A 24,990-nucleotide genomic window follows, 5' to 3' on the forward strand; every position below is an offset into this window, starting at 1 on the left:
TCAGTTGCCGCCGACACACTCAAACCGCGGACGGGAAAGGAGTCAGCAACAACAGCAGCCATCAGCGACGGCAGCGAGTCCCACGGCGATGAGGGCCAAGACGTGGCCGCCCTTGTTGCCGGTCGCCGAACGCATGGCGCAAAGAATAACAGAGCCGGCCGGTTGTGCACGGTGTCGATCAGCCGCCCTGACGCGTCACCAGCCAGGTGACGAGCACCAATACCACCAGGAAAGCCAGCGCCATCGTCACCCGCGACGGTGGCATACCGCCCCTCATCGGTCGTCGTCTTGGTCGAGATGGCGCACCCGCCGCACCAGCCGAATGCTGTTGCCCAGCGCACCGTCGAGCACCACAGCAATGCCGAACGCCAGCGCGACCACCACGGGCATCACCACCGCGGTCTGCACTACGAACGGCAGCCCGGTGAGCCACAGCTCAACGCCGTCCCACCAATTGAGGAAGCCGTCCACCCGGCCAGCGTATGTGATGTAAAGATTGCGCCGTGCCCGAGGACGAGGAGCGCACCGACAGTACCGGCTGCATCGTCGCCGGCGGCGGTCCCGCGGGAATCATGCTGGGCCTGCTGCTTGCCCGCGCCGGCGTCGACGTCACGGTCATGGAGAAACACGCGGACTTCCTGCGTGACTTCCGCGGCGACACGGTGCACGCCAGCACGCTGCGGTTGCTTGACGAACTCGGCCTCGCCGAGCAGTTCGCCCAGCTGCCGCACCGGGAGATCGAACAGCTCTCCCTCAACGTGCAGGGCACCGAGGTGAGGATGGATCTACGGCGGATTCCCGGTCCGCACAAGCAGATTGCGCTGGTGCCCCAGTGGGACTTCCTCGAGCTGTTGGCGTCGGCAGCGGAGAAAGAGCCGACGTTCACACTGCTGCGCAACACCGAGGTGCTGGGGCCGATCGTGCGCGGCAGCACCGTGGTCGGGGTCCGGTACCGCACCGCCGACGGTGAGGTCCGCGCGATGCACGCGCCGCTGACCGTCGCCTGCGACGGCCGGTCCTCGACGCTGCGCACGGCGATGGGGCTGACGCCGAAGAACTTCGGGACGCCCATGGACGTGTGGTGGTTTCGGCTGCCGCGCCGCCCCGACGACCCGCACGGGCTGGCCGGGGTGCTGGGGACGGGCCACGCCCAGATCGTCATCGACCGCGGTGAGTACTACCAATGCGCCTACGTCATCCCCAAGGGCCGCGACAGCGACCTTCGCGCCGAGGGCGTCGAAGCGCTGCGCCGTGACGTGGTGGCGCTGGTGCCGTGGCTGGCCGAGCACACCGCGGCGCTGACGTCGATGGACGAGGTCAAGCTGCTCAACGTGGCGCTCAACCGGCTGCGCCGCTGGTACACCGACGGGTTGTTGCTCATCGGTGACGCCGCCCACGCGATGTCGCCGGTCGGCGGCGTCGGGATCAACCTCGCGGTGGCCGACGCCGTCGCCGCCGGGCGGATGCTGGCCGCTCCGCTGCGCACCGGCACGGTCTCGACCCGGCACCTGGCGCGGGTGCAGGCCCGCCGGTGGCTGCCTGCGGCGCTGGTCCAGGCGGTGCAGCGGCTGATCCACGCGCGGGTGATCGCGGTGGCGGTGGGGGCGACCGGTCCGGCCAAACCACCGCTTCTGGTCCGGATCGCCGCGCGCGCGCCGCTGTTGCGCCGGGTCGCGGCCTACGGTGTCGCGATCGGCCCGCTGCCCGAACACGTGCCGGCGTTCGCCCGCCGCTGAGGGCCGGTGCGCGGGAACACGGGAACGATTCGGTGGACGCCGAGCAGGTCCGCAGTCGATGATGTCGGCATGGTGCTACCACACATCGAGCCGTCCGAAGTGCCATCGGAGACCGACAACGGGTCCGCGTCGGGCCGCCGCAGCGACCCGAACGCCCCGCTGACGATGACCGGGCCGATGCCCTACGCGCCATCCGCGTCGTTGCGGAACCCCTTTCCGCCGATCGCCGACTACGCGTTTCTGTCCGACTGCGAGAACACCTGCCTGATCTCGTCGGCAGGCTCCATCGAATGGCTGTGCGTACCGCGTCCGGACTCCCCCAGCGTGTTCGGCGCGATCCTCGACCGCGGCGCAGGCCACTTCCGGCTGGGCCCCTACGGGGTGTCGGTGCCTGCCGCCCGCCGCTACCTCCCGGGCAGCCTGATCCTGGAGACCACCTGGCAGACCCACACCGGCTGGCTGATCGTGCGCGACGCGCTGGTGATGGGACCGTGGCATGACCTCGACGCCAGGTCCCGCACGCACCGCCGCACCCCGATGGACTGGGACGCCGAGCACATCCTGTTGCGCACGGTGCGCTGTGTCAGCGGCACGGTCGAGTTGGTGTTGAACTGCGAACCGGCCTTCGACTACCACCGCATCCCGGCCACCTGGGAGTACTCGGCCCAGGCCTACGGGGAGGCGATCGCCCGCGCCCGCCGCGACCCCGATGCGCATCCGACGCTGAGGCTGACCACCAACCTGCGACTCGGGCTCGAAGGCCACGAGGCCCGCGCCCGCACCCGGATGAAGGAGGGCGACAACGCGTTTGTCGCGCTGTCCTGGTCCAAACACCCCGCGCCGCAGAACTACGAGGAAGCCGCCGACAAGATGTGGCAGACCAGCGAATGCTGGCGGCAGTGGATCAACATCGGCAACTTCCCCGACCACCCGTGGCGGGCCTACCTGCAGCGCAGCGCGTTGACGCTGAAGGGGCTCACCTACTCCCCGACCGGTGCGCTACTGGCGGCGCCCACCACGTCGTTGCCGGAAACCCCACAGGGCGAGCGCAATTGGGACTACCGCTACGCGTGGGTGCGGGACTCCACGTTCGCGCTGTGGGGTCTGTACACCTTGGGTCTGGACCGTGAAGCCGACGACTTCTTCGCGTTCATCGCCGACGTGTCCGGTGCGAACAACGGTGAACGCCACCCGCTTCAGGTGATGTATGCCGTCGGCGGTGAGCGCACCCTGGTCGAGGAGGAACTGCACCACCTGTCCGGCTACGACGGCGCCCGCCCGGTGCGCATCGGCAACGGCGCCTACAACCAGATGCAGCACGACATCTGGGGCACGATGCTGGACTCGGTGTATCTGCACGCGAAGTCGCGGGAGCAGATCTCCGACACGTTGTGGCCGGTGCTCAAACAACAGGTCGAAGAGGCGATCAAGCACTGGCGCCAGCCAGACCGCGGCATCTGGGAGGTACGCGGCGAACCGCAGCACTTCACCTCCAGCAAGATCATGTGCTGGGTGGCGCTGGACCGCGGCTCCAAACTCGCCGAACTGCAGGGTGAGAAGTCCTACGCCCAGCAGTGGCGCGCCATCGCCGAGGAGATCAAGGCCGATGTGCTCAAGAACGGCGTCGACTCGCGCGGGGTGCTGACCCAGCGCTACGGCCACGACGCGCTGGACGCGTCGCTGCTGCTGGCGGTGCTGACCCGGTTCCTGCCGCCCGACGACCCGCGGGTGCGGGCCACCGTGCTGGCGATCGCCGACGAGCTCACCGAGGAAGGCCTGGTGCTGCGCTACCGCGTCGAGGAGACCGACGACGGCCTGGCCGGCGAGGAGGGCACGTTCACGATCTGCTCGTTCTGGCTGGTGTCGGCGCTGGTGGAGATCGGCGAGATCCACCGCGCAAAACACCTGTGTGAGCGGCTGCTGTCGTTCGCCAGCCCACTGCACCTGTACGCCGAGGAGATCGAGCCGCGCACGGGCCGCCACCTCGGCAACTTCCCGCAGGCGTTCACCCATCTGGCGTTGATCAACGCGGTGGTGCACGTGATCCGCGCCGAAGAGGAGGCCGACAGCTCCGGCGGGTTCGTGCCCGCCAACGCGCCGATGTAGCCGAGGTGCGTTACCGCTACTCTCGGTCTGACAAATGGGCTTGACCAAAGGGCGGTATGGGCAACATCTATAGCGACGTCAGCGAGATCGTGGGACGGACCCCGCTGGTCCGACTCAACCGTATGACCGAGGGCCTGCAGGCGCAGGTGCTCGCCAAGTTGGAGTTCTACAACCCGGCCAACAGCGTCAAGGACCGGATCGGGGTGGCGATCGTCGACGCGGCGGAGGCCGCCGGCGCGCTGCGGCCGGGCGGCACCATCGTGGAGGCCACCAGCGGCAACACCGGTATCGCCTTGGCGATGGTCGGCGCGGCGCGCGGCTACCGGGTGATCCTGACCATGCCCGACACCATGTCGACCGAACGCCGGGTGATGCTGCGGGCCTTCGGCGCCGAGATCGTGCTGACGCCCGGCGCCGAGGGCATGGCCGGTGCCGTCGCCCGCGCCGAACAGATCATCGCCGAGACTGAGAACGCGGTGGCCGCAGAGCAATTCGCCAACCCGGCCAATCCGGACATCCACGAACGCACCACCGGCGAGGAGGTCTGGGCCGACACCGACGGAACGGTGGACATCTTCGTCGCCGGGATCGGCACCGGCGGCACGCTGACCGGCGTCGGCCGGGTACTCAAATCCCGCAAGCCCGGGGTGCAGATCGTCGGCGTCGAACCGGCAGACTCCCCGATCCTCAACGGCGGCGAACCCGGCCCGCACAAGATTCAGGGCATCGGGGCCAACTTCATCCCCGAGGTGCTCGACCGCGAGGTGTACGACGAGATCATCGACGCCGGATTCGACGACGCGATCACGGTCGCCCGTGCCCTGGCCACCCAGGAAGGCATCCTGGGCGGCATCTCGGCGGGGGCCAACGTGTGGGCCGCGCTCGAGTTGGCCAAGCGGCCGGAGAACGCCGGGAAGATGATCGTGGTGGTCATCCCCGACTTCGGTGAACGCTATGTCTCCACGCCGCTGTTCGAGCACATCCGGGACTGAGACCGTCATGGCGCTGCTCGCCACCCTGCGGGAGGACCTGCAGAACGCCCGTGCCCACGATCCGGCCGCGCGCGGGGACGTGGAGAACGCGCTGGTGTACTCCGGTCTGCACGCGATCTGGACCCACCGGGTGGCGCACCGGATGTGGGCGCGTCCGGCGCTGCGTGGACCGGCCCGCGTGCTGATGCAGATCGTCCGGGCGGTCACGGGGATCGAGATTCACCCGGGCGCCACCATCGGCCGGCGCTTCTTCATCGACCACGGCATGGGCGTGGTGATCGGCGAAACCACCGAAATCGGCGATGACGTGATGATCTACCACGGGGTGACGTTGGGAGGGCGCACCCTCAAACGGGTCAAGCGTCACCCTACGATCGGCAACCGGGTCACGATCGGTGCTGGCGCCAAGGTGCTGGGTCCGCTCACGGTCGGTGACGACAGCGCGATCGGCGCCAATGCCGTTGTCACCCGCGATGTTCCGGCGGATTCGATCGCGACCGGCATACCGGCGGTCGTGCGGCATCGCACCGAAAGAGAACGCGAGCAGGCCGTCGACCCTACCTGCTACATCGATCCCGCCATGTATATCTAACCGATCTTGTCCAACATCAGGTTGGCGACCGAGACCGCGTCCTGCGCACCCATCGCATCCGAAATCTCCACGTCCACAATGCAATCCGCGGCGATGCCCAGCGCGCGCTGAACTGTCGAGCCGGCGTCGTGCAGCACGACGGCCGACACAGTGCTCTGATCGACGGCAACGCCGGTGATCCTGCTGACGGCCGAGGTGTGCGAGCCGGGCCGGTACAGCACCAGCGTCTCGCCGTTGCAGCGGTGCCAGTTCTCGGCCGCGGCGGCGAAGAACTCCTGGGCGGCGTCAGCGGTGGCGAACTGCACGACACCGAAGAAACCCGACGACGACGGACCGGTGGCGTCGCCGCCCACCCAGGACTGGCTGGCCACCGTGCGCACCGGATCGGCGTCGTACACCGTTTTCTGCAACCGGTAACCGGTGCTCACACAGTCGGCGGGCGTCGCTTGACCTTCCCCGACGCTCTGCAGCAGCAGGTCGGGACCGCCCTCGACGAGCTGGCCCGAGAAGCCCGTCGTGCCCAGCATCGCGGCCAGTTCGTCGGCGGTGGGCAGGATCTGGGCGAGCGCACGCACCGGCGACGGTTTGACGACCTCGGCGATCCGCAACGTGGGCGGGTCGGCGACCTGGGCCGTACACCCGGCAAGCACCACACCGGCGCTCAGCGCAACGACGGCCACCCCGCGCGAGCGCATCGGCTGCCTACTTCTTGGCCTTGTCGGCAGACGAGTCGGTGGACAGGGCTGCGACGAACGCCTCCTGCGGCACCTCGACCCGACCGATGGTCTTCATCCGCTTCTTGCCTTCCTTCTGCTTCTCCAGCAGCTTGCGCTTACGGCTGATGTCACCGCCGTAGCACTTCGATAGCACGTCTTTGCGGATCGCGCGGATGTTTTCGCGAGCAATGATCTTCGACCCGATCGCGGCCTGCACCGGAACTTCGAACTGCTGGCGCGGGATCAACTCGCGAAGTTTGGTCGTCATCTTGTTGCCATAGGCATACGCCGCGTCCTTGTGCACGATCGCGCTGAACGCGTCCACCGGCTCACCCTGGAGCAGGATATCGACCTTGACCAGGTCGGCTTCCTGTTCGCCTGCGTCCTCGTAGTCGAGGCTGGCATATCCGCGGGTGCGGGATTTCAGCGAGTCGAAGAAGTCGAAGATGATCTCGCCCAGCGGCATCGTGTAGCGCAACTCCACGCGCTCGGGAGACAGATAGTCCATGCCGCCGAGTTCACCGCGGCGCGATTGGCACAGTTCCATGATGGCGCCGATGAACTCGCTGGGCGCGATGATCGTCGTCTTGACGACGGGCTCGTACACAGCACGCATCTTGCCGCCCGGCCAGTCCGACGGGTTGGTCACCATCAGTTCCGAACCGTCTTCGGTCACAACGCGATACACGACGTTGGGCGAGGTGGAGATGAGGTCGAGGTTGAATTCGCGCTCGAGGCGCTCGCGGGTGATCTCCATGTGCAGCAGGCCCAGAAAGCCGCAGCGGAAACCGAACCCCAGCGCCACCGACGTCTCGGGTTCCCAGGTCAGCGCGGCATCGTTGAGCTGCAGCCGGTCTAGCGCGTCACGCAGATCCGGGTAGTCGGAGCCGTCGACCGGATACAGCCCGGAGTAGACCATCGGCTTGGGTTCGCGGTAGCCGGTCAGCGCTTCGGTGGCGCCGCCGCGCGCAGTCGTCACGGTGTCACCGACCTTGGACTGACGCACGTCCTTCACGCCGGTGATCAGGTAGCCGACCTCACCGACGCCAAGGCCGTCGGCGGGTTTGGGTTCCGGGGACATGATGCCGACTTCCAGCAGTTCGTGGACGGCACCGGTGGACATCATCTTGATCCGCTCGCGCGGGACGATCTTGCCGTCGACGACGCGGACGTAGGTCACCACGCCGCGGTAGGTGTCATAGACCGAGTCGAAGATCATCGCGCGTGCGGGGGCGTCGGCGTCGCCGGTGGGGGGCGGCACCTCACGCACGAGGTGGTCGAGCAGGTCGGCGACCCCGTCGCCGGTCTTGCCCGACACGCGCAGGACGTCGCTGGGTTCGCAGCCGATGATGTGGGCGATCTCGGCGGCATAACGGTCCGGGTCGGCGGCGGGCAGGTCGATCTTGTTGAGCACCGGGATGATGACCAGGTCGCGGTCCAACGCCAGGTAGAGGTTGGCCAGGGTCTGAGCCTCGATGCCCTGGGCAGCGTCGACCAGCAGCACCGCACCCTCGCAGGCTTCCAGCGCCCGCGACACCTCGTAGGTGAAGTCGACGTGGCCGGGGGTGTCGATCAGGTGCAGCACGTAGTCGCCGGCGCCGGGCCCCTCTTCCACGGCCCAAGGCAGCCTTACGTTCTGGGCCTTGATCGTGATGCCACGCTCGCGTTCGATGTCCATCCGGTCCAAGTACTGCGCACGCATGGTGCGGTCGTCGACGACACCGGTGAGTTGCAGCATCCGGTCGGCCAGCGTCGACTTGCCGTGGTCGATGTGGGCGATGATGCAGAAGTTCCGAATCTGCGCCGGCGCGGTGAAGGTCTGGTCGGCGAAGCTGCTGATGGGAATCTCCTGGTGAGACGGGCAGTGGGTGCCACCAGCGTATCGAGGGAGGCGCCGGTCGACACAATCGTGGCCAGGCGACTTCACTTATGCTCGGCAATATGGCTCCGCCATGGAAGACTTTTCAGCGCTTCGCGGAGAACCTCGTGTTCAACGAGGCGCCCAAGTTCGTCCGTCAGCTGCAGAATTCGCCGACGCTGCAGCGCGGTATCCAACAGGGCATCAAGATCGGCATGGACGTCATCGTGGGTCCGACCGAGGCCGAGGCTCCGGCCATCACCGCGGGACGCCCGGTCAGCCGAACCTTCGTACCGACCGCGCACCGGGCCCGCAAGCTGGTTTACGCCCCCGACCTCGACGGCCGCGCCGATCCCGGCGAGATCGTCTGGACCTGGGTGGTCTACGAGGACGATCCGGACCGCGGTAAGGACCGTCCGGTGCTGGTGGTCGGCAGGGACCGGTCCACTCTGCTCGGGTTGATGCTCTCCAGCCGCGACCACCACGGCGACGATCCGAATTGGGTGGCGATCGGCGCCGGCAGCTGGGATTTCGAGAGCAGGCAGAGTTGGGTGCGGCTGGACCGGGTGCTCGACGTGCCCGAGGAGGGCATCCGACGCGAAGGCGCGATCCTCGAGCGTGAGAAGTTCGAGCTGGTCGCCACCCGGCTACGCGCGGAATACTCCTGGAGCTAATTTTTACGCCGCGAGCGTGCGTGTTCGAGGGCGACGCGCCGCGGTTCAGCCGGAGTTTGCGCACGCTCGCCGCAGGGGTGACCTACCTCGGGTTTCGCCACATCGGCCACATCTTCGGGCCACCGTCGGGCAGCGTGATCTCGCCGGTGACCTCGAAGCCGAACCGCTGGTAGTAGGGGATGTTGTCGGGGTTGCTGGACTCGAGGTAGGCCGGCGCGTGTTCGGCGTCGACGCGGTCCAGCCGCGACTGCATCAACGCCCGCCCGAACCCGCCGCCGCGCACGGTGGGGTCGCTGCCGATCACACCGAGATACCAGTGCGGCTCTTCGGGATGGCATTCCTTCATCAGCTCGCTGACCTGACGACCTCGTCTTGCCCCCGCGCGCATCGCCAGAAGAAAGCTGGGCATCATCCGCAGTTCCTGCACCGGCGACTGCTTCCACCGGCCGGGCGGATCCCACAGCGCGGCCGCACCGATGCCGTCGGCTCCGAGCGCAACCTCGACGCCTCCGCCGGCCAGAAAGTGATGCCGGGTCATCGTCGCGAACATCCGCGTCAACCCCTTGGTGCGGCGGCTGCCGTCGGCCAGCATCCACTTCATCAGGGGGTCGTCGTAGAAAGCCCTGCCCAGGGTGAGGGCCAACGGCCGGATATCGCCCTTCTGCGGGGGACGAACGTCGATCGCGAATGGCATCAGCCGCCCTGGGTGATATAGGCCTCCAAGTGCTCCTGTTGTGCCTCGAGTTCCTCCATGCGCGTCTTAACCACGTCGCCGATGCTAACGATTCCGGCGAGGCGACCGTTCACCATCACCGGAATGTGACGCACCCGGTTGGTGGTCATCAACGCGCTGAGGCTGTCCACCGAGTCGTTGGGTGAGCAGGTCGCCACCAGCGTGGACATGATTTCCGACACCGGCTGCGTGAGCAGTTCGGCGCCTCTTTTCTGCAGTGCACGCACCACGTCGCGTTCTGACACGATGCCGACCAGGCCATCCTGCCCAACCACCACCATCGCGCCGATGTTGTGCACGCTCAGCTCGGTCAGCAGCCCAGCGACCGAAGTCTCCGGGGTGATGGTCGCCACCGACGCACCCTTACTGCGCAATACGTCCGCGATCCGCATCGATGCCTCCGTTCCAGTGATCTTTCTCACACCAGGCTAGGTCGGCGCGGCCAAAAGTGGGAGCTTTTGGCATCGGTGTCCCAGAACCGCGGCGAAACTCCGGACCCTCTTGACCGTGCGTTGCATGCGCCCTACGCTGCGCCGTCGCCGCGTGCGGGTCGAATTGTTCGTCACCACAGCGGATTTCGATCCGGTCAATAGCGCACTTTCGACGCCGCCGTCAGGTATATGTGGGGCCATGATCGAGGTGACGCTGCTCGGAACTGGAAGTCCGATACCCGACGCGAACCGTGCGGGCCCGTCGACGCTGGTGCGGGCGGGAGGGCAGACGTTCCTGATCGACTGCGGCCGCGGAGTCCAGCAGCGGTTGACCGCTGCGGGCGCGGCGGCCAACGGCCTGACCGCGCTGCTGCTGACGCACCTACACAGCGATCACATCGCCGATCTGGGCGACATGATCATCAGCCGCTGGGTCACCACGTTCACCCCCGAACAGCCGCCGTTTCAGATCATCGGCCCGCCGGGCACGGCGGAGGTGGTCGACGCCACGCTCAAAGCGTTCGGCTTCGACATCGGTTATCGGATCGCCCACCACGACGACCTGAAGACCCCACCGCCGCTCGAGGTGCACGAGTACACCGAGGGGGTGGTGTGGGACCGCGACGGCGTCACGATCACCGCGGCGCCGACCGATCACCGCCCGGTCGCCCCCACGATCGGTTTCCGCGTCGAACACGCCGACGCGTCGGTGGTGCTGGCCGGCGACACGGTGCCGTGCGAAAGCCTCGACAAGCTGGCCGCCGGGGCCGGCGCGATGGTGCACACGGTGATCCGCAAAGACCTGGTCGAAGCGATGCCGATGCAGCGCATCCGCGACATCTGCGACTACCACTCGTCGGTCGAGGAGGCGGCGGACACCGCGGCGCGGGCCGGGGTGGGCATCCTCATCCTCACCCATTACGTGCCAGGCATCGAACCCGGTCAGGAAGACGAATGGCGCGCACTGGCCGCCTCGAAGTTCGACCGCCAGATCGAGCTGGGCGACGACCTGCACCGCGTCGAGGTGCACCCGGGCGTCGCGGTGAAGTCCAGCTGAGCGGGTTCTCATATCAGCAGGCCAGCGGGCCTCGCTTTGGGAGATCAGGGCGCTCGCTGGTACCCTGATCAGTCGCTGCCCTAGTTCGGGCACCCACACACTTTGCCCAACCCAATCGAGATTTGCGAAGGACTATCCGCGTGGCCAACATCAAGTCGCAGATGAAGCGCAACCGCACCAACGAGAAGCGCCGGGTGCGCAACAAGTCGGTGAAGTCGTCGCTTCACACCGCGGTGCGCGGATTCAGGGCGGCCGTGGAGGCCGGCGACAAGGAGAAGGCCAACGAGCTGCTGCTGTCGACCAGCCGGCAGTTGGACAAGGCGGCCAGCAAGGGCGTCATCCACAAGAACCAGGCGGCCAACCGCAAGTCGGCATTGGCCCGCGCGTTGAACAAGCTCTGAGCTTTTCAGTCCGCCGCTAGTTCGGCGACTTTGCGCACCGCGGATTCCAGCGCGTAATCGGCGTCGGCTGCGGCACCCTTGACATCGGCGTTGAGCGCCGCGACGAGGCGCATCGCCTCGGCCACCGATGCGCGCGACCACCGCCGAGCCTGTTTCTGCGCCTTCTGCACCCGCCACGGCGGCATGCCCAACTCTGAGGCCAGCCGGTACGGATCACCCGACAGCGGGGCCACCCGCGCGATCGTGTGCACGGCCTCGGCCAACGCGTCGGCCAGCACCACCTGGGGTTCGCCGCGCATCATCGCCCACCGCAGCGCCTCGGCCGCCCCGGCGACGTCGCCGACGACCGCCTTGTCGGCGATGTCGAAGCCCTTCACCTCCGCTTTGCCGGAGTGGTAGCGGCGCACCGCCGCGGCGTCGACGGCGCCGCCGGTGTCGGCGACCAGTTGTGAGCAGGCCGCCGCCAGTTCGCGGATGTCGGAGCCGACGGCGTCGAGCACTGCGGTGACGGTGTCGTCGTCGACCTTCATTTTCAGCGCGCGGAACTCGGCTCGCACGAAGTCGGCGCGCTCGCGCGGTTTGGTGATCCTGGCGCACGGATGCACTTGTGCCCCAAGTTTTTTGATCTGGTCGACGAGGGCCTTGGCGCGACCCCCGCCGGAGTGCACGACGACGAGCATGGTGCCCGGCGGCAGGTCGGCGGCCGCGGCGGCGACGACGGCGGCCGCGTCCTTGCCCGCCTCCCCCGCCGACTCCAACACCACCACCCGCTCGTCGGCGAACAATGACGGGCTGAGCAGCTCAACGAGTTCGCTGGTGCTGACCTCGCCGGCGCGCAGCCGGTCCACGGGGACGTCGTCGGTGCCCGCGCTCCTGCGGGCGGCCCGCAGCACCGCCGCGACAGCGCGTTCGACCAGCAGTTCTTCGTCGCCGAGGACCAGGTGCAGTCGCGAAACCTCTTGGCTCACTCTCCGATCGTGTCATGCCCGGCCGACAGACCCGACACCGTCCACGCGAGCAGGCAGATCGCGACGACGCACACCGCGATCCGCACCGCGCGCCACCGCCACGCCAGCACGGCGGCGACACCGGTCACCGCGATCGTCACCACACCCGGCAGGCCGGACGGCACCGGCAGCGATGCACCGGGAACAGCCGCGGCCCACCGCGCGACACCCAGCAACCACCACAGCTCGGGCCCAGTGAACCGGATCAGCAGTTGGGCGCCGTCGGCCCAGAGCGCGCCCAGCGCTGCCGCCGCGGTGCCGACCACCGTGATCGGCGGGATAACCGGGGCCGCAGCCAGGTTCGCGGCGACGGCGACCAGGCTCAACTTGCCCGAGATCCCGGCCACCAACGGGGCGGTTACCAACTGCGCAGCCACGGCGACGGCCACCGCGTCGGCCAGCGGCTTGGGCCAGCCCTGCCCGACGAGCCATCGCGACCAGTGCGGGGCGATGACGACGAGGGCCGCCGTCGCCGACACCGAGAGCGCGAACCCGACGTCGACCGCCAACTCCGGCGACACGACCATCAGCAGCAGCACGCTGGCCGCCAACGCGGGCATGGCCTGGCGGCGGCGATGGGTCACCAACGCCAGCAACGTGATCCCACCCATGACCGCCGCACGCAGCACGCTGGCCGATGGCTGCACCACGACGACGAACGCCACCAGTACTACCGCAGCCAACATGACAGCCACGCGCGGTCCGATCAGCCCCGCGGCCAGCAGCACCGCACCGCAGACGATGGTGACGTTGGCCCCGGATACCGCGGTCAGGTGGGTCAGACCCGACGCCTTGAACTCGCCGGTCGTTCGCGCGCTCACCGCCGAGGTGTCGCCCAACACCAGCGCGGGCAGCATCGCCGCCTGATCGGCGGGCAGCACTCGCCGTGCGGCGTCGGCGAACCCGCGCCGGACCCGGTGTGCGGCCTGGTGCATCGGCGACGCCTCCCCTCGCGACATGTCGCCGCTGACCGACAGCACCGCAACGGACAGGTCGCGGCGCGTCGGCCGGCCTATGCGCGCGCGGAACCCGGCGGGTTGTCCTGCGGCCAGGTCGGCGACCGCGACCGCCGAGGCGAAAACGACTACCCGGCCGGTCATCTCGTGTCCGTTGAGCGCCACCAGCGATCCGCGGAACATCGCCCGGTTACCGCCCAGCACGCGTGGGCTTTCGCTCGGTGTCACGACGACGGCGGCGACCGTGCCGTAGCGCAGCGTGACTGGATGATCTTGCAGCTCGTCGACCCGCAGCCCGATCGCGATGGCAAACGTCGCACCGACCACAGCGACGGCGACCACGCCGGCCCGGACCGACCCCCGGTCGGCGTCGGTGTCGCTGCGGTCATGACCGAACCACCCTGCTGCTGCCGTCAGCACCACCGCGGCGATCACTGCCGCGGCCAAACCCGTGATATGCCACAGGATCCCCGCCGCGGTCACCGCCCAGCTGGTCAGCGCCGCGGGCACTAAGCGCAGATCGAGCCGAAAGACGCCGGCGTCCACTGGGCTCACACACGGACGCGGTCACGAAGCTTCTCCAGCCGCGCGGGGCCGATCCCGTCCACGTCACCGAGCTGTTCGACGCTGCTGAACGGCCCGTTGGTCTCGCGCCACGCCACGATGGCCGACGCGGTCACCGGCCCGATTCCGGGCAGCGTCTCGAGCTGTTCGACCGTCGCGGTGTTGAGGTCCACGACGGCGTCGGGCCCCGCCGTGCCGTCAGCGGGGGCTGAGGCGTCGGCCGGTGCGGCGGTGGCGTTGTCCGCCGTGATCGAGCTGCCCATCGCGGTCGGTGTCCCCGGAGCCGGCGCGATGCCGACGATGATCTGCTCACCGTCGGCCACACGCCTGGCCATGTTCAACCCGAGCAGGTCGGCGCCGTCGAGCGGTCCTCCGGCGGCCCCCAGCGCGTCGGCGATGCGCGCACCGGGATCCAGCGTGACCAGCCCGGGTTCATGCACCAACCCGACCACGCTGACGACGACGGGCTGCTCAGCCGCAGGTGGTGCACCGCTCGGTGTCGGGCTGCCTGACGAAACCATCTGCACCGGAGGAAGATTCGCCGATGTCACCGGCGGCGGCCGGTCGCGGACGATGGCGAACACCGTGACCAGAACCGCGACGATGCCCACCGCGGCCAATGCCACGGCACCGGCTCGGCCCGGGTCCGCGCGCACGGCAGCCATCCAGCCGGCGGCGCCGCCCGCCTTGGTGTCGGGAAGCCACCGCGACAGCAGCGTGTCGGGTGGGTGGCCGTCGGCAGGTGGATCGCCGTCACGCGCGTCGAACTCCGTTTCGGCGCCCAGTCGACGCTGCAGCCGTTCGGCAGGCAATTCGGTTCGCATGCGCTGAAAGGTAGGGCGCGGCCACGACCAATTCGGTCATGTGCGGTGACACGCCGTGTGGGCTGTGGATGAATTCGCGTTTGTGGATACGGTGTGGTCAACGGTCGTCCGCCGGCGCCCGCGCAACGCATCGCCACGGCACCTAGGGAGCGCAGCAATGGATCGTCGTACACCGATGATCGCCGGCATCGCGTTCGGCGTTCTGTTCGCCATAGCGCTGGTGATGGTGCCGACCATGCCGGGTATCGAAGCGCCCGGCTTCGACATCGTCTCGCATGTCAACGAACATTCGTCCGCGATGCGGGCGCACGCGCTGTTGGTGGCGTTCGGGTCGTTGGCGTTGGTGGTGGTGCTCGGCCACGCCCGTGACCGGCTGACCGGCCCGGCGGCGTACGTGTTCACGATCGGTTCAGCGCTGGTACTCGTCCAGATCCTCGTCGCGAGTTGGTTCACCGCGGGTTTCGCGCTACACCCCGGTCAACTCGGTTCGGCGACAGCGCGCACGATCGGCGACATCGTGGCGATGTCGGCGCCGATGCTCACGGTCGCCAACATCATGGTGGCGGTGCCAATACTCTGGGCGGCCAACGAAGACCGGTTTCCGCGCTGGTTGGGGATCGCGGCCGCGGTGTTCACCGTCGAGCAGTTGATTGAGACGATCACGATCATCGGCCCGCCGGGCAGCTTCATCTCACCGGGCGGGCCGATGAACGCCTACCTCGGCGGGTCGTTGTTCATCGCGTTCTTCGTCGCGCTCGGCGTCGCGTTATCCGTGGATGTGCCGTCGTCGGTGGCGTCCGGACCGTCGGGTCGGTCCGGCGATGTCGAGGGGCCCGCCGAGGAGCCATCGGAAGAGGTCGCCGACGAACCGGCGGAAGACGTGGCCGAGGAGTCGGTCGAGGAGAACGAATCGTCGTCGTAGTCGGCCATCCGCTGGCGACGGTCGAGTTGGGTTTCGTGCGCATCCGCGCGTGATGGTTGGGCCGTCGGCTGGGTGTCAGGCTCAGGTGGTGGGCTGTCGGCGTCCCGCGCATCCTCGGTGTGAACGGCGGATGCGGTGGGCGGGAACGGGTCCGCGAGCGCGGCGCGCACATTGGTGACCGCGGTGTCGGCGGCGTCGTTGACGATGCGGCCGGCGGTGGTCAGCGACCCGGCCGCGGCTGCGGTGCCCGCGGCGATCGCCGCGAACGGGTCGCCGGACCGGGCCAGCTCCTGGGCCGCGGCATCCGCCGTTTGAACGACGCCGAGCAGCAGGATTTCCCCGGCTTGGAACGCAACGGCCGCGAACACCCTGATGGCCTCCACGGCCATCACCTGCGGCAGCGTCTTCGCCCCGGTTTCGGTCGGCGCCGGCGGCGGCAACGGCTGATTCAACGCGGCGAGGATGTTGGCCCGCGCGGTGTCGAACACGCGCAAAAACTCCTCGGGCCGCAACACGGCCGACGCGACGTTGACCAACTCGACAACCGCGACCTCGAGATTGTTGAACGCCTTCGGCACCACGCGATAGACATCGTTTTCGATGACCGGCGTCAGCGCGGCGTTCGCCGCCCCGGTCACCGAAGCCGCGGCGGCACCGATCGCCCGCAACGGTGACCCGGTCGTACCGAGGGCGCCCGAAAACGTCACCGGCGCCATCACCAGAGCGACGGGCACCGTGGCCAGCCCCGCGACGACGTGGGGGCAGATGACGCTGCAGTACTGGAACTGGTTGCGGATGAACGCCAGCGGTATCGCACCCAGGGGTGGCGCGGCCGCGGCGAGCCGCACGTCGTGAATCTCGGCGCGCGGCGTCCACGTCGGTGGCGGTGGTGCGGGGACGACGCCCATCGGTGCGACGACGCCGATGGCGGTGACCGCGGCCACCAGACCTGATTGCACGCGACCACGCATCTCGACCCCCACAGGTTGTGACCGGATTTCTCAGGTCACGAATGCGGGCGCCGAAAAGTTCGATCCGCGGCCGGCTACAGCCGCACGAGCGTGAACGGGTAGGTGAACGTGCCGCCCGGTGCACCGTCACATCCCACGGCGAAGGACGACTCCAGGGTGCCGGAGCGCGTCGTCGCATCCCAGGAATAGACGTCGCGCGTCGCGATGACCGGCCCGTAATAGACGTTGCCGCACCGCAAACCGTCCGGGACGTCGACGGCCATCGTGTACCGGCCGTCCACCAGCTGGGCGGTCCCCCGGTACGGGAACGCCTTCGCGTTGGGTTGCGGTATCGCCTGGATCTGGAGGCACTCCCCGGGGCAGCGCGAGATCGCCCACAGCCAGGTGTGGAAGTCGTAGCGGCCGTCGATGCGCAGCTCGAAGTTGCCGTACGGGGTATGGGCGGCGGCCGGCGCCGGACACATCAACGCGACGAGGGTCAACGCGGCGGCGACCAGGGCGGCTTTCATGGGGTTTCTCCGGGCTTGAGTTCGGCTGCGCCTGATTCTCGTCGATGAAGTGCACCCGTACCTCGGTGTGTCCCTGCAAGCGGGACAGCACATCGGCGGGATTTCCCGCTGAGCGGGCGACGGCCGCGCCGCGCCCCGAACGCCCCGCTACGTTGAGTCCTGGCCGACCGGTCGCGGCGAGGAGGCTGTGTTGGGTATCTCCGATTGGGCGGGCTGCGCGACGGCGTTGGCGCTTGGGCTCGCCATCGCCGGGTCCGCGCCGATTGCCCACGCGTCCGAGGACTCGTGGGGTCTCAACGGCGCCTACACCGCCACGTCGAACGGCGAATGGGCCAAGACCAACGACAGGTTCCGCGAACTCGACAGCTTGCGCAGCACCTGGACGATCTCGACGGACTGCAGTTACCCGACCGAATGCACGGGCACCGTGGTCAGCGACTTCGGTTGGCGCGCACCGATCTACAAGACCGGCGGCGTCTGGTTCGTCAAGCACACCATCGAGAACTGGGTGCCGTGCCCGGACGGTACGGCGGCGCCCGGACTTCAGGTGTTTCGGTTCGTACCGGTCGTGGACGACGGCAGCATGACCGATCCCGCGTCGACGACGCTGGCCGGCGAGGACCAGACGACGGGGGTCAGCGGCGCCTGCGGGGTCAGTAAGCCGGTGTTCATCACCATGCCGTTCAAGCTGGTTAAGGTCGACGGTTGAAGTTGACCGTCACCGTCCGTGGGTGAAGAGGTCCTGCCAGGGTCGTGGACCTGCCGGCGTGACGAGATCCGTTTGGCGGAAGACTTTCCCGTCCGGCGTGGCGTACTGGCCGGTCTGCGGATCGTAGATCGCGGCCGCAACCGAGGGCCCGGTGGGCGGCACTGCCGCAGGCGCCGTCTCCGGCGGCGGCGGCGTCCCCTCGACCGGCGCGTGAATGCGATCTCCGAAGTCCACCCGGTCATCGGGTGCGATTCCCTGAGCGATCAGGTTCGGATCGATCGGATACGGGCCGAGTGCGTGCTGGCGCATCGCCAGCGGTTCGTAGGGCTTGTCGCTTTCACAGATCTCGACCGTGGGTGCGCGCTTACCCGGCTTCCCCATGCACGGGTAGTTCCGTGCGCCGCGCACGCCGATCGGTGAGTCCTGCGGCAGCTTGCAGTACAACCCGTCGGGGGTGTCGACGATCGAGGTGTCCGCGGGTGAGCGCCACATGTTCGGCGGAAGGAACCCGACGGTGCAGGCAGGTGGATCGTTCATCGCCATCGTGAAGTCGCCCAACGACATTCCGGTCGGGTTGTTTCGCGAGACGCCGACGGTCTGGGTGGCCGCGACATAGGGCGGAAACAGCACGAGCAGTTGTTCCAGGGACGCGTGATAGGTCACGCCGATCTTGCCGATCGTGGTCAGGTTGGCCAGCAGCACCGGCAGCGTCGCCTTGACGTCGTTGAGCAACCGCGAGGCTTCGTCGGCCGCGCCCGGACCGGCGTCCAGCAACGTGCGCATCTGCGGGTCGTTGGCGGCGAGCTGTTCGGTGACTCCTGCCACGCTGCGCGCCCAGGTCCGGATGCTGTCGGCAGACTGCGCCTGACCATCGAGCAACGGGCGGCTGTCGTCGATGAGCGACCGGGTCTGGTCCGCGACGGCATCGGCGTCGCCGACGATCGTCGCCGCCGAATCCACCAGCGACCCGATCTCGTAATCGGCCCCGTCGAGGCCTTGAAACGATTCCTCGAGCAGCGCGTGGATCTTGTCTTTGGGCACACTGTCCACCAACGCGCTGACCTGATCGAGCATGGGTCCGACGGCTTGCGGAACTGACGTGTCGGCTTTCGAGATGACCGATCCGTCCTGAAGGTACGGGCCGTCGGCGTTGGGGGGCATCAGGTCGACGTACTGTTCGCCGACGGCCGAGACGCTGCGCACGGCGGCGTGGGAGCTGGCCGGGATTTTCGGCGATGTGGCCAGCGACAGGGTCGCCACAGCACCGTCGCGGGTGGGGCGCACCTCCATCACCTTGCCGACCTGCACCCCGCGGTAGGTGACGTTGGCGAACCGGTAAAGGCCGCCGGTGCCGGTCAATTCCAACTTCACCGTGATACGCCCGATGCCCAACAGCGTCGGCACCTGCATATAGGTGAACAGCATCACCGAGACGGCGATGACCGAGGCAATCGTGAAGACGATCAACTGATTTCGAACGAAGCGGGACAGCATCAGCGACCGCCCTCAGCCATTGCGTCGGCCGGTGCATCGATCAGGGGCGGCAGGTCGGCGACTTCGGGAGGTGTCGGGGTGATCGGCGCCTTGAGCGGGTCGTAGGTGTAGGACAGATACCACGGATCCCCCGGCGCGGGCACCATCGGCGCGCCCTCCTGTCCCCAGCGGGTCCCGAGGAACAATCCCCTCTTGAGCCGCGGGATGGTGAAGTCGAAGACGATGAACTGGTTCATGTAGTCGCCGCGGATCGCGCGGTCGATGAAGCTCTGCGTGTAAGGGAAGGTCGGCGCGTACGCCAGCACCGTGCCGAGGTCGGGTCCGACATCGGCCAACGCCTGCAAGGTCGGCTCGAGGTTTTCGAGGTTGCGCACCAGGTCGGCTTGGGAGTCGTTGATCAACCCGGTGGCGGTGTCGCTGAAGCGCCGGAGTTTGTCCAGCGCTTCGGTGATGCGCGGGCGTTCCCGGACCAGCACGTCCAGTGCCGGCGGAATCCGCTGGAGCGCAGCGCTGATCACGTCGCGCTTACCGGCGAACGTGGTTGCCAGCCGGTCCATCGCGGCGATGGACGCATTGACGTCGTCCCGTTGCGTGTCGAGCATGCCGACGAAGTCGTTCAACCGTGTCAGCAGGCTCCTGATATTTGTCTCGCGCCCGTTCAGCGCGGCGTTGAACTCCCTGACGATGTCGCCCACCTGCCCCAGCCCCCCGCCGTTGATGACGACGGCCAGGGACGCCAGGGTTTGTTCGGTGGACGGATACGTCGAGGAGTTTTCCAGGCCGATGGTCGCTCCCGGTTGCAGTCTGCCGCTGACGGGTTGGCCCACCGGGGGGTCTAGGGCCAGGTGCATGGAGCCGAGCAGGCTCGTCTGCCCGACGGTGGCCACCGCGTTGGCCGGTATGACCACATCGGGTCTCACCGAGATCTCGACGTCGGCGTGCCAGTTGTTCACGCGCATCCGTCCGACGCTGCCGACCACGACGTCATCGACCAGGACCGGCGAATTCGATTCCAGCGAGCCGACGTTGGCGATGATGACCCGGTAGGTCGACGCGTCGGGTCCGCGTCCGACGGTGCCGGGCAGTGCGAGAGAGTTCAGTCCCTGGAAGGCGCATCCGGTGGCCGCGAGGACGACGCCGGTGGCGAGCACGGCCAGGCGGCGCAGCGAGGTACCGATGGTCATGATGGGGGCTCCTGCGCGGTTGGCTGCGCTTCGGCGGGAAGCAACATGTCCGAAAGGGTTGTGGGCGCGGGAACCCCGGGTGGAATCGGCGCACCGGGGAACAGCGCGGGTTGGGGGTGTGCGGGTAATCCGTTGGGGGCATATGCTCCCGGCGGTCGGGGCGGTGCCGGGCCCCAACCCGCCGGTGGCGCGACGTCGCCGATGCCGGTGTAGGCCGACACCGCGGGCGCCGGTTCCGGTTGTGACGGGCGGCCACCTGTGCCGCCGGGCGCCAGCGCGGGGTCGGAGTAGATCAGGTTGCCCGGGCTCGGCGATTTCTGCAGGTATGCGTTGAACGGCATCGGCAGGTAGTTGAAGTTGAGCAGCCGCAGCGCGGGTCCCAGATACTCCGAGCAGAGCCTGGATGACTCTGCCGCGGTGGCGTTTTCGACGGCTCCGATCGCTGCGCAGACCAGCTGTGCGGGGTTGGCGAAGTTCGACATCGCAAAGCTACCGATCATCGTGCCGGTGTCGGGGTTGTAGATGTTGTAGCCGTTGGCGATGGCGTTCGGCGCGGCGTGCAACACGTTTTCCAACGCCAGCCGGTTGTCGGCGAGGTTCTGCGTCACGCCGGCCAACCGGGATATCTGCTCGGCGGTCTGGTCCCTGCTGCCTGCCACGAACCGCTGCACCTCGACGACGGCCTCCGACAGGTAGGTCAGCGCAGCGTCGAGGTCGGACCTGCTGGCATCCACCACGCTGCTCACGGTGGCCAACCGGTCCTGGAACTGCACGATCTGGATGTTGCTGTCGCGCAGGGCCGCAACGAAGGTCTGCAGGTTCTTGATGACGTCGACGATGTCTGTGCTGCCGTCCGCGAGGATGCGCCCGACCTGTGAGAGCTGGGTGATGGTCTCGCGCAACTTGACCCCGTTGCCCTGCATCGCGTTGGCGGTGCTGTCGATGAAACGTCCGATCGAGGTGGTGGAGATGTCGCTGGAGGGCCCCAACTCCGTTGCCAACCGCGTCAGTTGCGTCTTGACCTCGTCCCACTCGACCGGCACCGCGGTGCGGTCGACGCCGATCACCGCGTCGTCGGGCATCGTCGGTCCGCTGGTCTCGTAGGCGGGTGTGAGCTGCACGTAGCGTGCGGAGACCAGGTTTTGGGCGACGATGATCGCTTTGGCGTCGGCGGGCACGGGCACGCCACGGTCGACGGCGAGCGTGATCCGTGCCTCGGCACCTACCGGTTCGATGGATTTGATGGTGCCCACTTTGAGTCCGGACACCCGCACCTCGTCACCGGGGTAGATCGCGGTGGCCGAGGTGAAGTAGGCCGTGATGGTCTTCGCGCCGAAGAAGTTCTGGTACACCAGCACCGCCGACCCCCCGATGAGCAGTCCCGCCAGCGCAACGGACAGTGCGGCCCTCGCCCGCGTACGGCCGTTCATCGGGACCCTCCGGGGATTCCGTTGTACGGGAACGGGAATTCGGCGCGCGGCCCGGCGTTGTCCGGGGGCTGTCCGGCGTCGACGCCGCGCCGGAAGCCCCAGAGGTAGTCGAGGAACGGCTGCAGCGCGGGCCCGGGCAGCAGGTTGCCGACGAATGCGTTGTAGTAGAACCCGTTGTTGACCGCCTCACCCTGGGTCACCTGGTACTTGGCCAGACCGCTGAGCGCGGTGGCGATGTTGTCGCGGTTGCGCTCGAGCATGTCGTACACCATGTTCAACTTCTGCAGGGTCGGGGCGAGCTCGGCTTCGTTGTCATGCACCAGGCCGGTCAGTTGCTGTGCGACGGCCGAGGTTTGGGCGAGCAGGTTCACGATCGCGTGGCGGCGCCGCTCGAGCACGCCCATGAAGTCGTTGGCGTTGAGGATGAGCGTGTTGAGTTGTTGACTGCGTTCGGAGAGGACTCCGGTGACGTCGGCAGCGCTGTCGAGCAGGTTGCCCAGTGACTCGTCGCGTCCGTTCAGTGACTGCGACAGCTGGCTCAGCCCGTCGAACATGGGTCCCAGTTGCGGCGCGATTCGCTCGATGGTTTCCGACAGCGTGTCCAGCGACTGGTTCAGCGCGGCGGTGTCGGTGCTCGCGGTGTTCGACGTGAACTCGCTGACGGCCTCGGTCAACGAGTACGGCGAAGAGGTGTGCGATAGCGGGATCACTTCGGACGGGCCCAGTTTGACGTCGCCGTCCGGCTCCAACGTCATCATGCGCTCGCCGAGCAACGTTCCGGTGCGGATGTGGGCCGTGGTCTGGGAGCCGAGCCGCACGCTGCTGTCGACGGTGAAGGTCACCAACGCCTTGCCCTTGTCCAGAGTGACCTGGGAAACCGAACCGACCTTCATGCCGGACACCTTCACGTCGTTTCCTGCCGTCAGCCCGCCGGCCTCGGCGAACAGCGCTTGGTACTTCACCGAAGTCGCCATCGCCAACAGCCGCTCGGACTGCAGCCCGACCACGCACACGAGCACGATGAGGATCGCACCGATGAACCCGGTGCGGATGAACGAGGATTGCCGGTATTTCAGCATCAGGGCTCCCCGCACCGGGCAGTGTTCTGAATGACCCAGGGGAAGTGCGCGGTGCGCCCCTGCAGATCGGTGACGCGCACGGAGATTCCGCAGAGGTACTGGTTCAGGAAGCTTCCGTAGGCGCCCAGACGCACCACCTTCTTGTAGTTCTCGGGAAGCTTCTGCAGTGAGATATCCAGCATCGGCTCACCGTCCTCCAGCAACGGCGCCACCCGGTTGAGTTGGTCGATGCTGCCCGCCAGCGGCTGGCGTGCGTTGTCGAGCAGGTCGGCCAGCGATGCGGTGCCGTTGTCGAGCGCGGTGATCGCCTCGCCGATGGGGTCTCGGTCGGCGGCCAAGCCGGTGATCAACTGTTCGAGTTGGTCGACGGCGTCGGAGAACTTGTCGCCGTCCTTGGCCACGGTGGTCATCACCGCGTCGAGGTTGTCGATCAGTTGCCGCACCGTCTGGCCGTTGTCGGCGATCGCGTTGGTGAATGACGCGGTCTTGGTGAACAGCGACTCCACATCGCTGCTCTGGCCCTGCAGGATCTGGATCAGCGAGTTGGTCAGCGCGTTGACGTCCTGGGCGTCCAATCCGCGGATGACCGGTTTGAGGCCGCCGAGCAGCAGGTCGAGGTCCAACGCCGATTCGGTGCGCTCACTGGGGATTTGGGTACCGGCGGACTGAATCTCGGTTGAGCCGGGGCCGTCGAGCAGTTCGAGATAGCGGTCCCCCACCAGGTTGAGGTAGCGCACCGCCGCCCGGGTGCCGGTGGTCAGCACGATGTCGGGGTCTGCATTGAATCGGACCACGACGTTGTTGTCGGGTTGCAACGCGATGTCGGTTACCGTGCCGACCCGGATCCCCGAAACCCGCACCGAATCCCCGGGTTCCAGGCTCGACACGTCGGCGAACACCGCGGAGTAGGCGTGTGCCGACCCGGAGCGATATTCGCCGAAGACCGCGAACAGCGCGGCGGTCATCAGGGCCATGACGCCGCCGAAGGCGCCGAACTTGACCGCGGTTGCCAACAGCCTCATCCCGGCTGTCCAATCTGTGCGGTGTTGCGCGGCGGCCCGTCGATCGGACCGAACAACGCCTGCTTGAGCGCGTCCGAGTTGAGCAGGATGCCCTGGTTACCGTATTGCGCACGGTTGGCGCCCATATCGGAAACGACATACGGTGCGCGCGTTGCGTAACCGATGTCCGGCAACTGACCGCATTGCGGCCCACCGGTGGCCGCGACCTTGGGCAGGTTACCGGGGTAGCGGTAGCGTTCGGAACCCAGCACGAACGAGTCCAGCAGCAGCACACCGGGAACCGGTGGCGGCGGCGCAGTGGCCAACGGCACCATGCCGGCCAGCGCGCAGTTGAGCGCCGTGTGGTACTCGTTGGTCAAGTCGGTCGTGGGCGCCAGCAGGTGCACGACGTCGGTGATCGCCTGCCGGTTGGTGCCGACCACGTCGTTGCCGGTCTCGGCCAGCCCAATCGTGCTGAGCAGCAAGGCGTCCAGATCGCTTTGCTTGTCGACGATGGTGTCGCTCATCGCGGTGGCACTGTCGACGATCGTCAGAAGGTGCGGCGCCGCATCGGCGTACGCGTCGAGCACCTGGGGTGCGACCGCGATGTCGTGGGCGAGGTTGTCCAGACTGGGATTGATCTTGGCCAGCAGCGCGTCCAGATCCGTGAACGTCTGGCCGAACTTCTGCCCGCGCCCGTCGAGTCCAGCGGCGAGCGCCCGCAGGGTTTCGTTGAGCTTGGTCGGTTCGATCTTGTTCAGCACCGTGACGAGTTGTTCGAAGATCGTGTTGATTTCGACCGTGACATGCTGTGAGTCGAGCACCTGACCGGACCGCAACGGCTGCGGTGACGGATTGTCCGGCGGGACCAGCGCGACGTACTTCGCGCCGAAGACGGTGGACGAGGTGATATCCACCCGTACGTCGGCTGGGATCAGTTCCAGCGCAGAGGGTTCCAACGCCAGGCGAATGGCGGCCTTCCCGTCGGGCAACGCGTCGATCGCGGCCACCGTGCCGATTTGCGCTCCGTTGAGTTTGACCCGA

Annotated in this window: 25 protein-coding genes; 9 read left to right on the forward strand and 16 right to left on the reverse strand. The window is 67.7% G+C overall.

Features of this window, described 5'->3' with window-relative positions; translation table 11 throughout:
* Nucleotides 1-42: 42 nt before the first annotated feature.
* Together ABQE44_RS22820 and ABQE44_RS22825 are read right to left on the reverse strand one after the other, a co-directional pair.
* Nucleotides 43-135, reverse strand: coding sequence for an Ms4533A family Cys-rich leader peptide (locus ABQE44_RS22820; RefSeq protein ID WP_448432036.1), 93 nt, complete (start codon nucleotides 133-135; stop codon nucleotides 43-45).
* A gap of 138 nt (nucleotides 136-273) precedes the next feature.
* Nucleotides 274-471: a hypothetical protein gene (locus tag ABQE44_RS22825; protein ID WP_448394961.1), complete on the reverse strand. Its 198-nt coding sequence runs from the start codon at nucleotides 469-471 to the stop codon at nucleotides 274-276.
* A gap of 32 nt (nucleotides 472-503) precedes the next feature.
* Between ABQE44_RS22825 and ABQE44_RS22830 the strand changes: the two genes are divergently transcribed.
* The 4 genes from ABQE44_RS22830 to epsC all read left to right on the forward strand — a co-directional run bounded on the left by ABQE44_RS22830 (nucleotide 504) and on the right by epsC (nucleotide 5,426).
* Nucleotides 504-1,736 carry an FAD-dependent oxidoreductase gene (locus tag ABQE44_RS22830; RefSeq protein ID WP_448394960.1) on the forward strand — a complete coding sequence of 411 codons (1,233 nt, stop codon included), beginning with the start codon at nucleotides 504-506 and terminating at the stop codon, nucleotides 1,734-1,736.
* A 69-nt stretch (nucleotides 1,737-1,805) separates the two neighbouring features.
* Entirely contained in the window at nucleotides 1,806-3,842 is a 2,037-nt protein-coding gene (locus ABQE44_RS22835; protein ID WP_448394958.1) for a glycoside hydrolase family 15 protein, read from the forward strand.
* Between the two features lie 56 nt (nucleotides 3,843-3,898).
* On the forward strand, nucleotides 3,899-4,834 hold the full coding sequence (gene cysK / locus ABQE44_RS22840; protein WP_448394957.1) for a cysteine synthase A: 936 nt from the start codon (nucleotides 3,899-3,901) through the stop codon (nucleotides 4,832-4,834).
* 7 nt (nucleotides 4,835-4,841) lie between these two features.
* Nucleotides 4,842-5,426, forward strand: a complete 585-nt coding sequence (gene epsC / locus ABQE44_RS22845) for a serine O-acetyltransferase EpsC (protein WP_448432038.1) — start codon at nucleotides 4,842-4,844, stop codon at nucleotides 5,424-5,426.
* Here the strand turns inward: epsC and ABQE44_RS22850 are convergent.
* Both ABQE44_RS22850 and lepA read right to left on the reverse strand, forming a co-directional pair.
* Nucleotides 5,423-6,121 carry a sensor domain-containing protein gene (locus tag ABQE44_RS22850; RefSeq protein WP_448394955.1) on the reverse strand — a complete coding sequence of 233 codons (699 nt, stop codon included), beginning with the start codon at nucleotides 6,119-6,121 and terminating at the stop codon, nucleotides 5,423-5,425. The genes epsC and ABQE44_RS22850 overlap by 4 nt on opposite strands.
* 7 nt (nucleotides 6,122-6,128) lie before the next feature.
* Nucleotides 6,129-7,988, reverse strand: coding sequence for a translation elongation factor 4 (gene lepA / locus ABQE44_RS22855; RefSeq protein ID WP_448395015.1), 1,860 nt, complete (start codon nucleotides 7,986-7,988; stop codon nucleotides 6,129-6,131).
* A gap of 83 nt (nucleotides 7,989-8,071) precedes the next feature.
* On the opposite strand from lepA, the gene ABQE44_RS22860 reads away from it, so the two are divergent.
* Nucleotides 8,072-8,674 (forward strand): type II toxin-antitoxin system PemK/MazF family toxin, encoded by a 603-nt coding sequence (locus tag ABQE44_RS22860; protein ID WP_448394954.1) that lies wholly within the window; start codon nucleotides 8,072-8,074, stop codon nucleotides 8,672-8,674.
* Nucleotides 8,675-8,756: 82 nt separating this feature from the next.
* Here the strand turns inward: ABQE44_RS22860 and ABQE44_RS22865 are convergent, their stop codons facing one another.
* Both ABQE44_RS22865 and ABQE44_RS22870 read right to left on the reverse strand, forming a co-directional pair.
* Entirely contained in the window at nucleotides 8,757-9,368 is a 612-nt protein-coding gene (locus ABQE44_RS22865; RefSeq protein WP_448394953.1) for a GNAT family N-acetyltransferase, read from the reverse strand.
* Nucleotides 9,368-9,799, reverse strand: a complete 432-nt coding sequence (locus ABQE44_RS22870) for a CBS domain-containing protein (RefSeq protein ID WP_448394952.1) — start codon at nucleotides 9,797-9,799, stop codon at nucleotides 9,368-9,370. Before ABQE44_RS22870 ends, ABQE44_RS22865 begins: the two co-directional genes overlap by 1 nt.
* A gap of 238 nt (nucleotides 9,800-10,037) precedes the next feature.
* Between ABQE44_RS22870 and ABQE44_RS22875 the strand changes: the two genes are divergently transcribed.
* Nucleotides 10,038-10,895 (forward strand): ribonuclease Z, encoded by an 858-nt coding sequence (locus ABQE44_RS22875; RefSeq protein WP_448394951.1) that lies wholly within the window; start codon nucleotides 10,038-10,040, stop codon nucleotides 10,893-10,895.
* Nucleotides 10,896-11,035: 140 nt separating this feature from the next.
* Nucleotides 11,036-11,296 (forward strand): 30S ribosomal protein S20, encoded by a 261-nt coding sequence (gene rpsT, locus ABQE44_RS22880; RefSeq protein ID WP_448394950.1) that lies wholly within the window; start codon nucleotides 11,036-11,038, stop codon nucleotides 11,294-11,296.
* 5 nt (nucleotides 11,297-11,301) lie between these two features.
* On the opposite strand, the gene holA is transcribed toward rpsT, so the two are convergent.
* The 3 genes from holA to ABQE44_RS22895 are packed head-to-tail and all read right to left on the reverse strand — an operon-like array spanning nucleotide 11,302 to nucleotide 14,647.
* Nucleotides 11,302-12,264: a DNA polymerase III subunit delta gene (holA, locus tag ABQE44_RS22885; RefSeq protein ID WP_448432040.1), complete on the reverse strand. Its 963-nt coding sequence runs from the start codon at nucleotides 12,262-12,264 to the stop codon at nucleotides 11,302-11,304.
* A complete protein-coding gene (locus tag ABQE44_RS22890) occupies nucleotides 12,261-13,805 on the reverse strand; it encodes a ComEC/Rec2 family competence protein (RefSeq protein ID WP_448432048.1) in 1,545 nt (514 codons plus the stop codon). The genes holA and ABQE44_RS22890 overlap by 4 nt, the downstream gene beginning before the upstream one ends.
* Nucleotides 13,806-13,810: 5 nt before the next feature.
* Nucleotides 13,811-14,647, reverse strand: coding sequence for a ComEA family DNA-binding protein (locus ABQE44_RS22895; protein WP_448394948.1), 837 nt, complete (start codon nucleotides 14,645-14,647; stop codon nucleotides 13,811-13,813).
* 157 nt (nucleotides 14,648-14,804) lie between these two features.
* Between ABQE44_RS22895 and ABQE44_RS22900 the strand changes: the two genes are divergently transcribed.
* Entirely contained in the window at nucleotides 14,805-15,569 is a 765-nt protein-coding gene (locus ABQE44_RS22900; RefSeq protein ID WP_448432042.1) for a hypothetical protein, read from the forward strand.
* A gap of 1,045 nt (nucleotides 15,570-16,614) precedes the next feature.
* Here ABQE44_RS22900 and ABQE44_RS22905 read toward each other — a convergent pair.
* Entirely contained in the window at nucleotides 16,615-17,049 is a 435-nt protein-coding gene (locus ABQE44_RS22905; RefSeq protein WP_448394946.1) for a hypothetical protein, read from the reverse strand.
* Nucleotides 17,050-17,236: 187 nt separating this feature from the next.
* Between ABQE44_RS22905 and ABQE44_RS22910 the strand changes: the two genes are divergently transcribed.
* Nucleotides 17,237-17,758 carry an Rv2253/PknI dimerization domain-containing protein gene (locus ABQE44_RS22910; RefSeq protein WP_448394945.1) on the forward strand — a complete coding sequence of 174 codons (522 nt, stop codon included), beginning with the start codon at nucleotides 17,237-17,239 and terminating at the stop codon, nucleotides 17,756-17,758.
* A 9-nt stretch (nucleotides 17,759-17,767) separates the two neighbouring features.
* Here the strand turns inward: ABQE44_RS22910 and ABQE44_RS22915 are convergent, their stop codons facing one another.
* From ABQE44_RS22915 to ABQE44_RS22940, 6 genes are all read right to left on the reverse strand, one after another.
* A complete protein-coding gene (locus ABQE44_RS22915) occupies nucleotides 17,768-19,252 on the reverse strand; it encodes an MCE family protein (protein WP_448394944.1) in 1,485 nt (494 codons plus the stop codon).
* Nucleotides 19,252-20,436 (reverse strand): MCE family protein, encoded by a 1,185-nt coding sequence (locus tag ABQE44_RS22920; RefSeq protein WP_448432044.1) that lies wholly within the window; start codon nucleotides 20,434-20,436, stop codon nucleotides 19,252-19,254. The genes ABQE44_RS22915 and ABQE44_RS22920 overlap by 1 nt, the downstream gene beginning before the upstream one ends.
* A complete protein-coding gene (locus ABQE44_RS22925; protein ID WP_448432046.1) occupies nucleotides 20,433-21,866 on the reverse strand; it encodes an MCE family protein in 1,434 nt (477 codons plus the stop codon). The genes ABQE44_RS22920 and ABQE44_RS22925 overlap by 4 nt, the downstream gene beginning before the upstream one ends.
* The gene (locus tag ABQE44_RS22930; RefSeq protein WP_448394941.1) at nucleotides 21,863-22,945 is read right to left on the reverse strand and encodes an MCE family protein; all 1,083 of its coding nucleotides are present in this window, start codon (nucleotides 22,943-22,945) and stop codon (nucleotides 21,863-21,865) included. Before ABQE44_RS22930 ends, ABQE44_RS22925 begins: the two co-directional genes overlap by 4 nt.
* The gene (locus ABQE44_RS22935) at nucleotides 22,945-23,967 is read right to left on the reverse strand and encodes an MCE family protein (protein WP_448394940.1); all 1,023 of its coding nucleotides are present in this window, start codon (nucleotides 23,965-23,967) and stop codon (nucleotides 22,945-22,947) included. Before ABQE44_RS22935 ends, ABQE44_RS22930 begins: the two co-directional genes overlap by 1 nt.
* On the reverse strand, nucleotides 23,964-24,990 hold a 1,027-nt coding region (locus tag ABQE44_RS22940), incomplete at its 5' end, for an MCE family protein (RefSeq protein WP_448394939.1). The genes ABQE44_RS22935 and ABQE44_RS22940, both read right to left, overlap by 4 nt.

The organism is Mycolicibacterium sp. XJ2546, from assembly GCF_053483195.1.

Coding starts and splice junctions, on each gene's coding strand:
- ABQE44_RS22820 (WP_448432036.1), bottom strand. CDS start 135: ATGCGTTCGGCGACCGGCAACAAGGGCGGCCACGTCTTGGCCCTCATC.
- ABQE44_RS22835 (WP_448394958.1), top strand. CDS start 1,806: ATGGTGCTACCACACATCGAGCCGTCCGAAGTGCCATCGGAGACCGAC.
- cysK (WP_448394957.1), top strand. CDS start 3,899: ATGGGCAACATCTATAGCGACGTCAGCGAGATCGTGGGACGGACCCCG.
- epsC (WP_448432038.1), top strand. CDS start 4,842: ATGGCGCTGCTCGCCACCCTGCGGGAGGACCTGCAGAACGCCCGTGCC.
- ABQE44_RS22850 (WP_448394955.1), bottom strand. CDS start 6,121: ATGCGCTCGCGCGGGGTGGCCGTCGTTGCGCTGAGCGCCGGTGTGGTG.
- ABQE44_RS22860 (WP_448394954.1), top strand. CDS start 8,072: ATGCTCGGCAATATGGCTCCGCCATGGAAGACTTTTCAGCGCTTCGCG.
- ABQE44_RS22865 (WP_448394953.1), bottom strand. CDS start 9,368: ATGCCATTCGCGATCGACGTTCGTCCCCCGCAGAAGGGCGATATCCGG.
- ABQE44_RS22870 (WP_448394952.1), bottom strand. CDS start 9,799: ATGCGGATCGCGGACGTATTGCGCAGTAAGGGTGCGTCGGTGGCGACC.
- ABQE44_RS22875 (WP_448394951.1), top strand. CDS start 10,038: ATGATCGAGGTGACGCTGCTCGGAACTGGAAGTCCGATACCCGACGCG.
- ABQE44_RS22895 (WP_448394948.1), bottom strand. CDS start 14,647: ATGCGAACCGAATTGCCTGCCGAACGGCTGCAGCGTCGACTGGGCGCC.
- ABQE44_RS22900 (WP_448432042.1), top strand. CDS start 14,805: ATGGATCGTCGTACACCGATGATCGCCGGCATCGCGTTCGGCGTTCTG.
- ABQE44_RS22905 (WP_448394946.1), bottom strand. CDS start 17,049: ATGAAAGCCGCCCTGGTCGCCGCCGCGTTGACCCTCGTCGCGTTGATG.
- ABQE44_RS22915 (WP_448394944.1), bottom strand. CDS start 19,252: ATGCTGTCCCGCTTCGTTCGAAATCAGTTGATCGTCTTCACGATTGCC.
- ABQE44_RS22920 (WP_448432044.1), bottom strand. CDS start 20,436: ATGACCATCGGTACCTCGCTGCGCCGCCTGGCCGTGCTCGCCACCGGC.
- ABQE44_RS22925 (WP_448432046.1), bottom strand. CDS start 21,866: ATGAACGGCCGTACGCGGGCGAGGGCCGCACTGTCCGTTGCGCTGGCG.
- ABQE44_RS22930 (WP_448394941.1), bottom strand. CDS start 22,945: ATGCTGAAATACCGGCAATCCTCGTTCATCCGCACCGGGTTCATCGGT.
- ABQE44_RS22935 (WP_448394940.1), bottom strand. CDS start 23,967: ATGAGGCTGTTGGCAACCGCGGTCAAGTTCGGCGCCTTCGGCGGCGTC.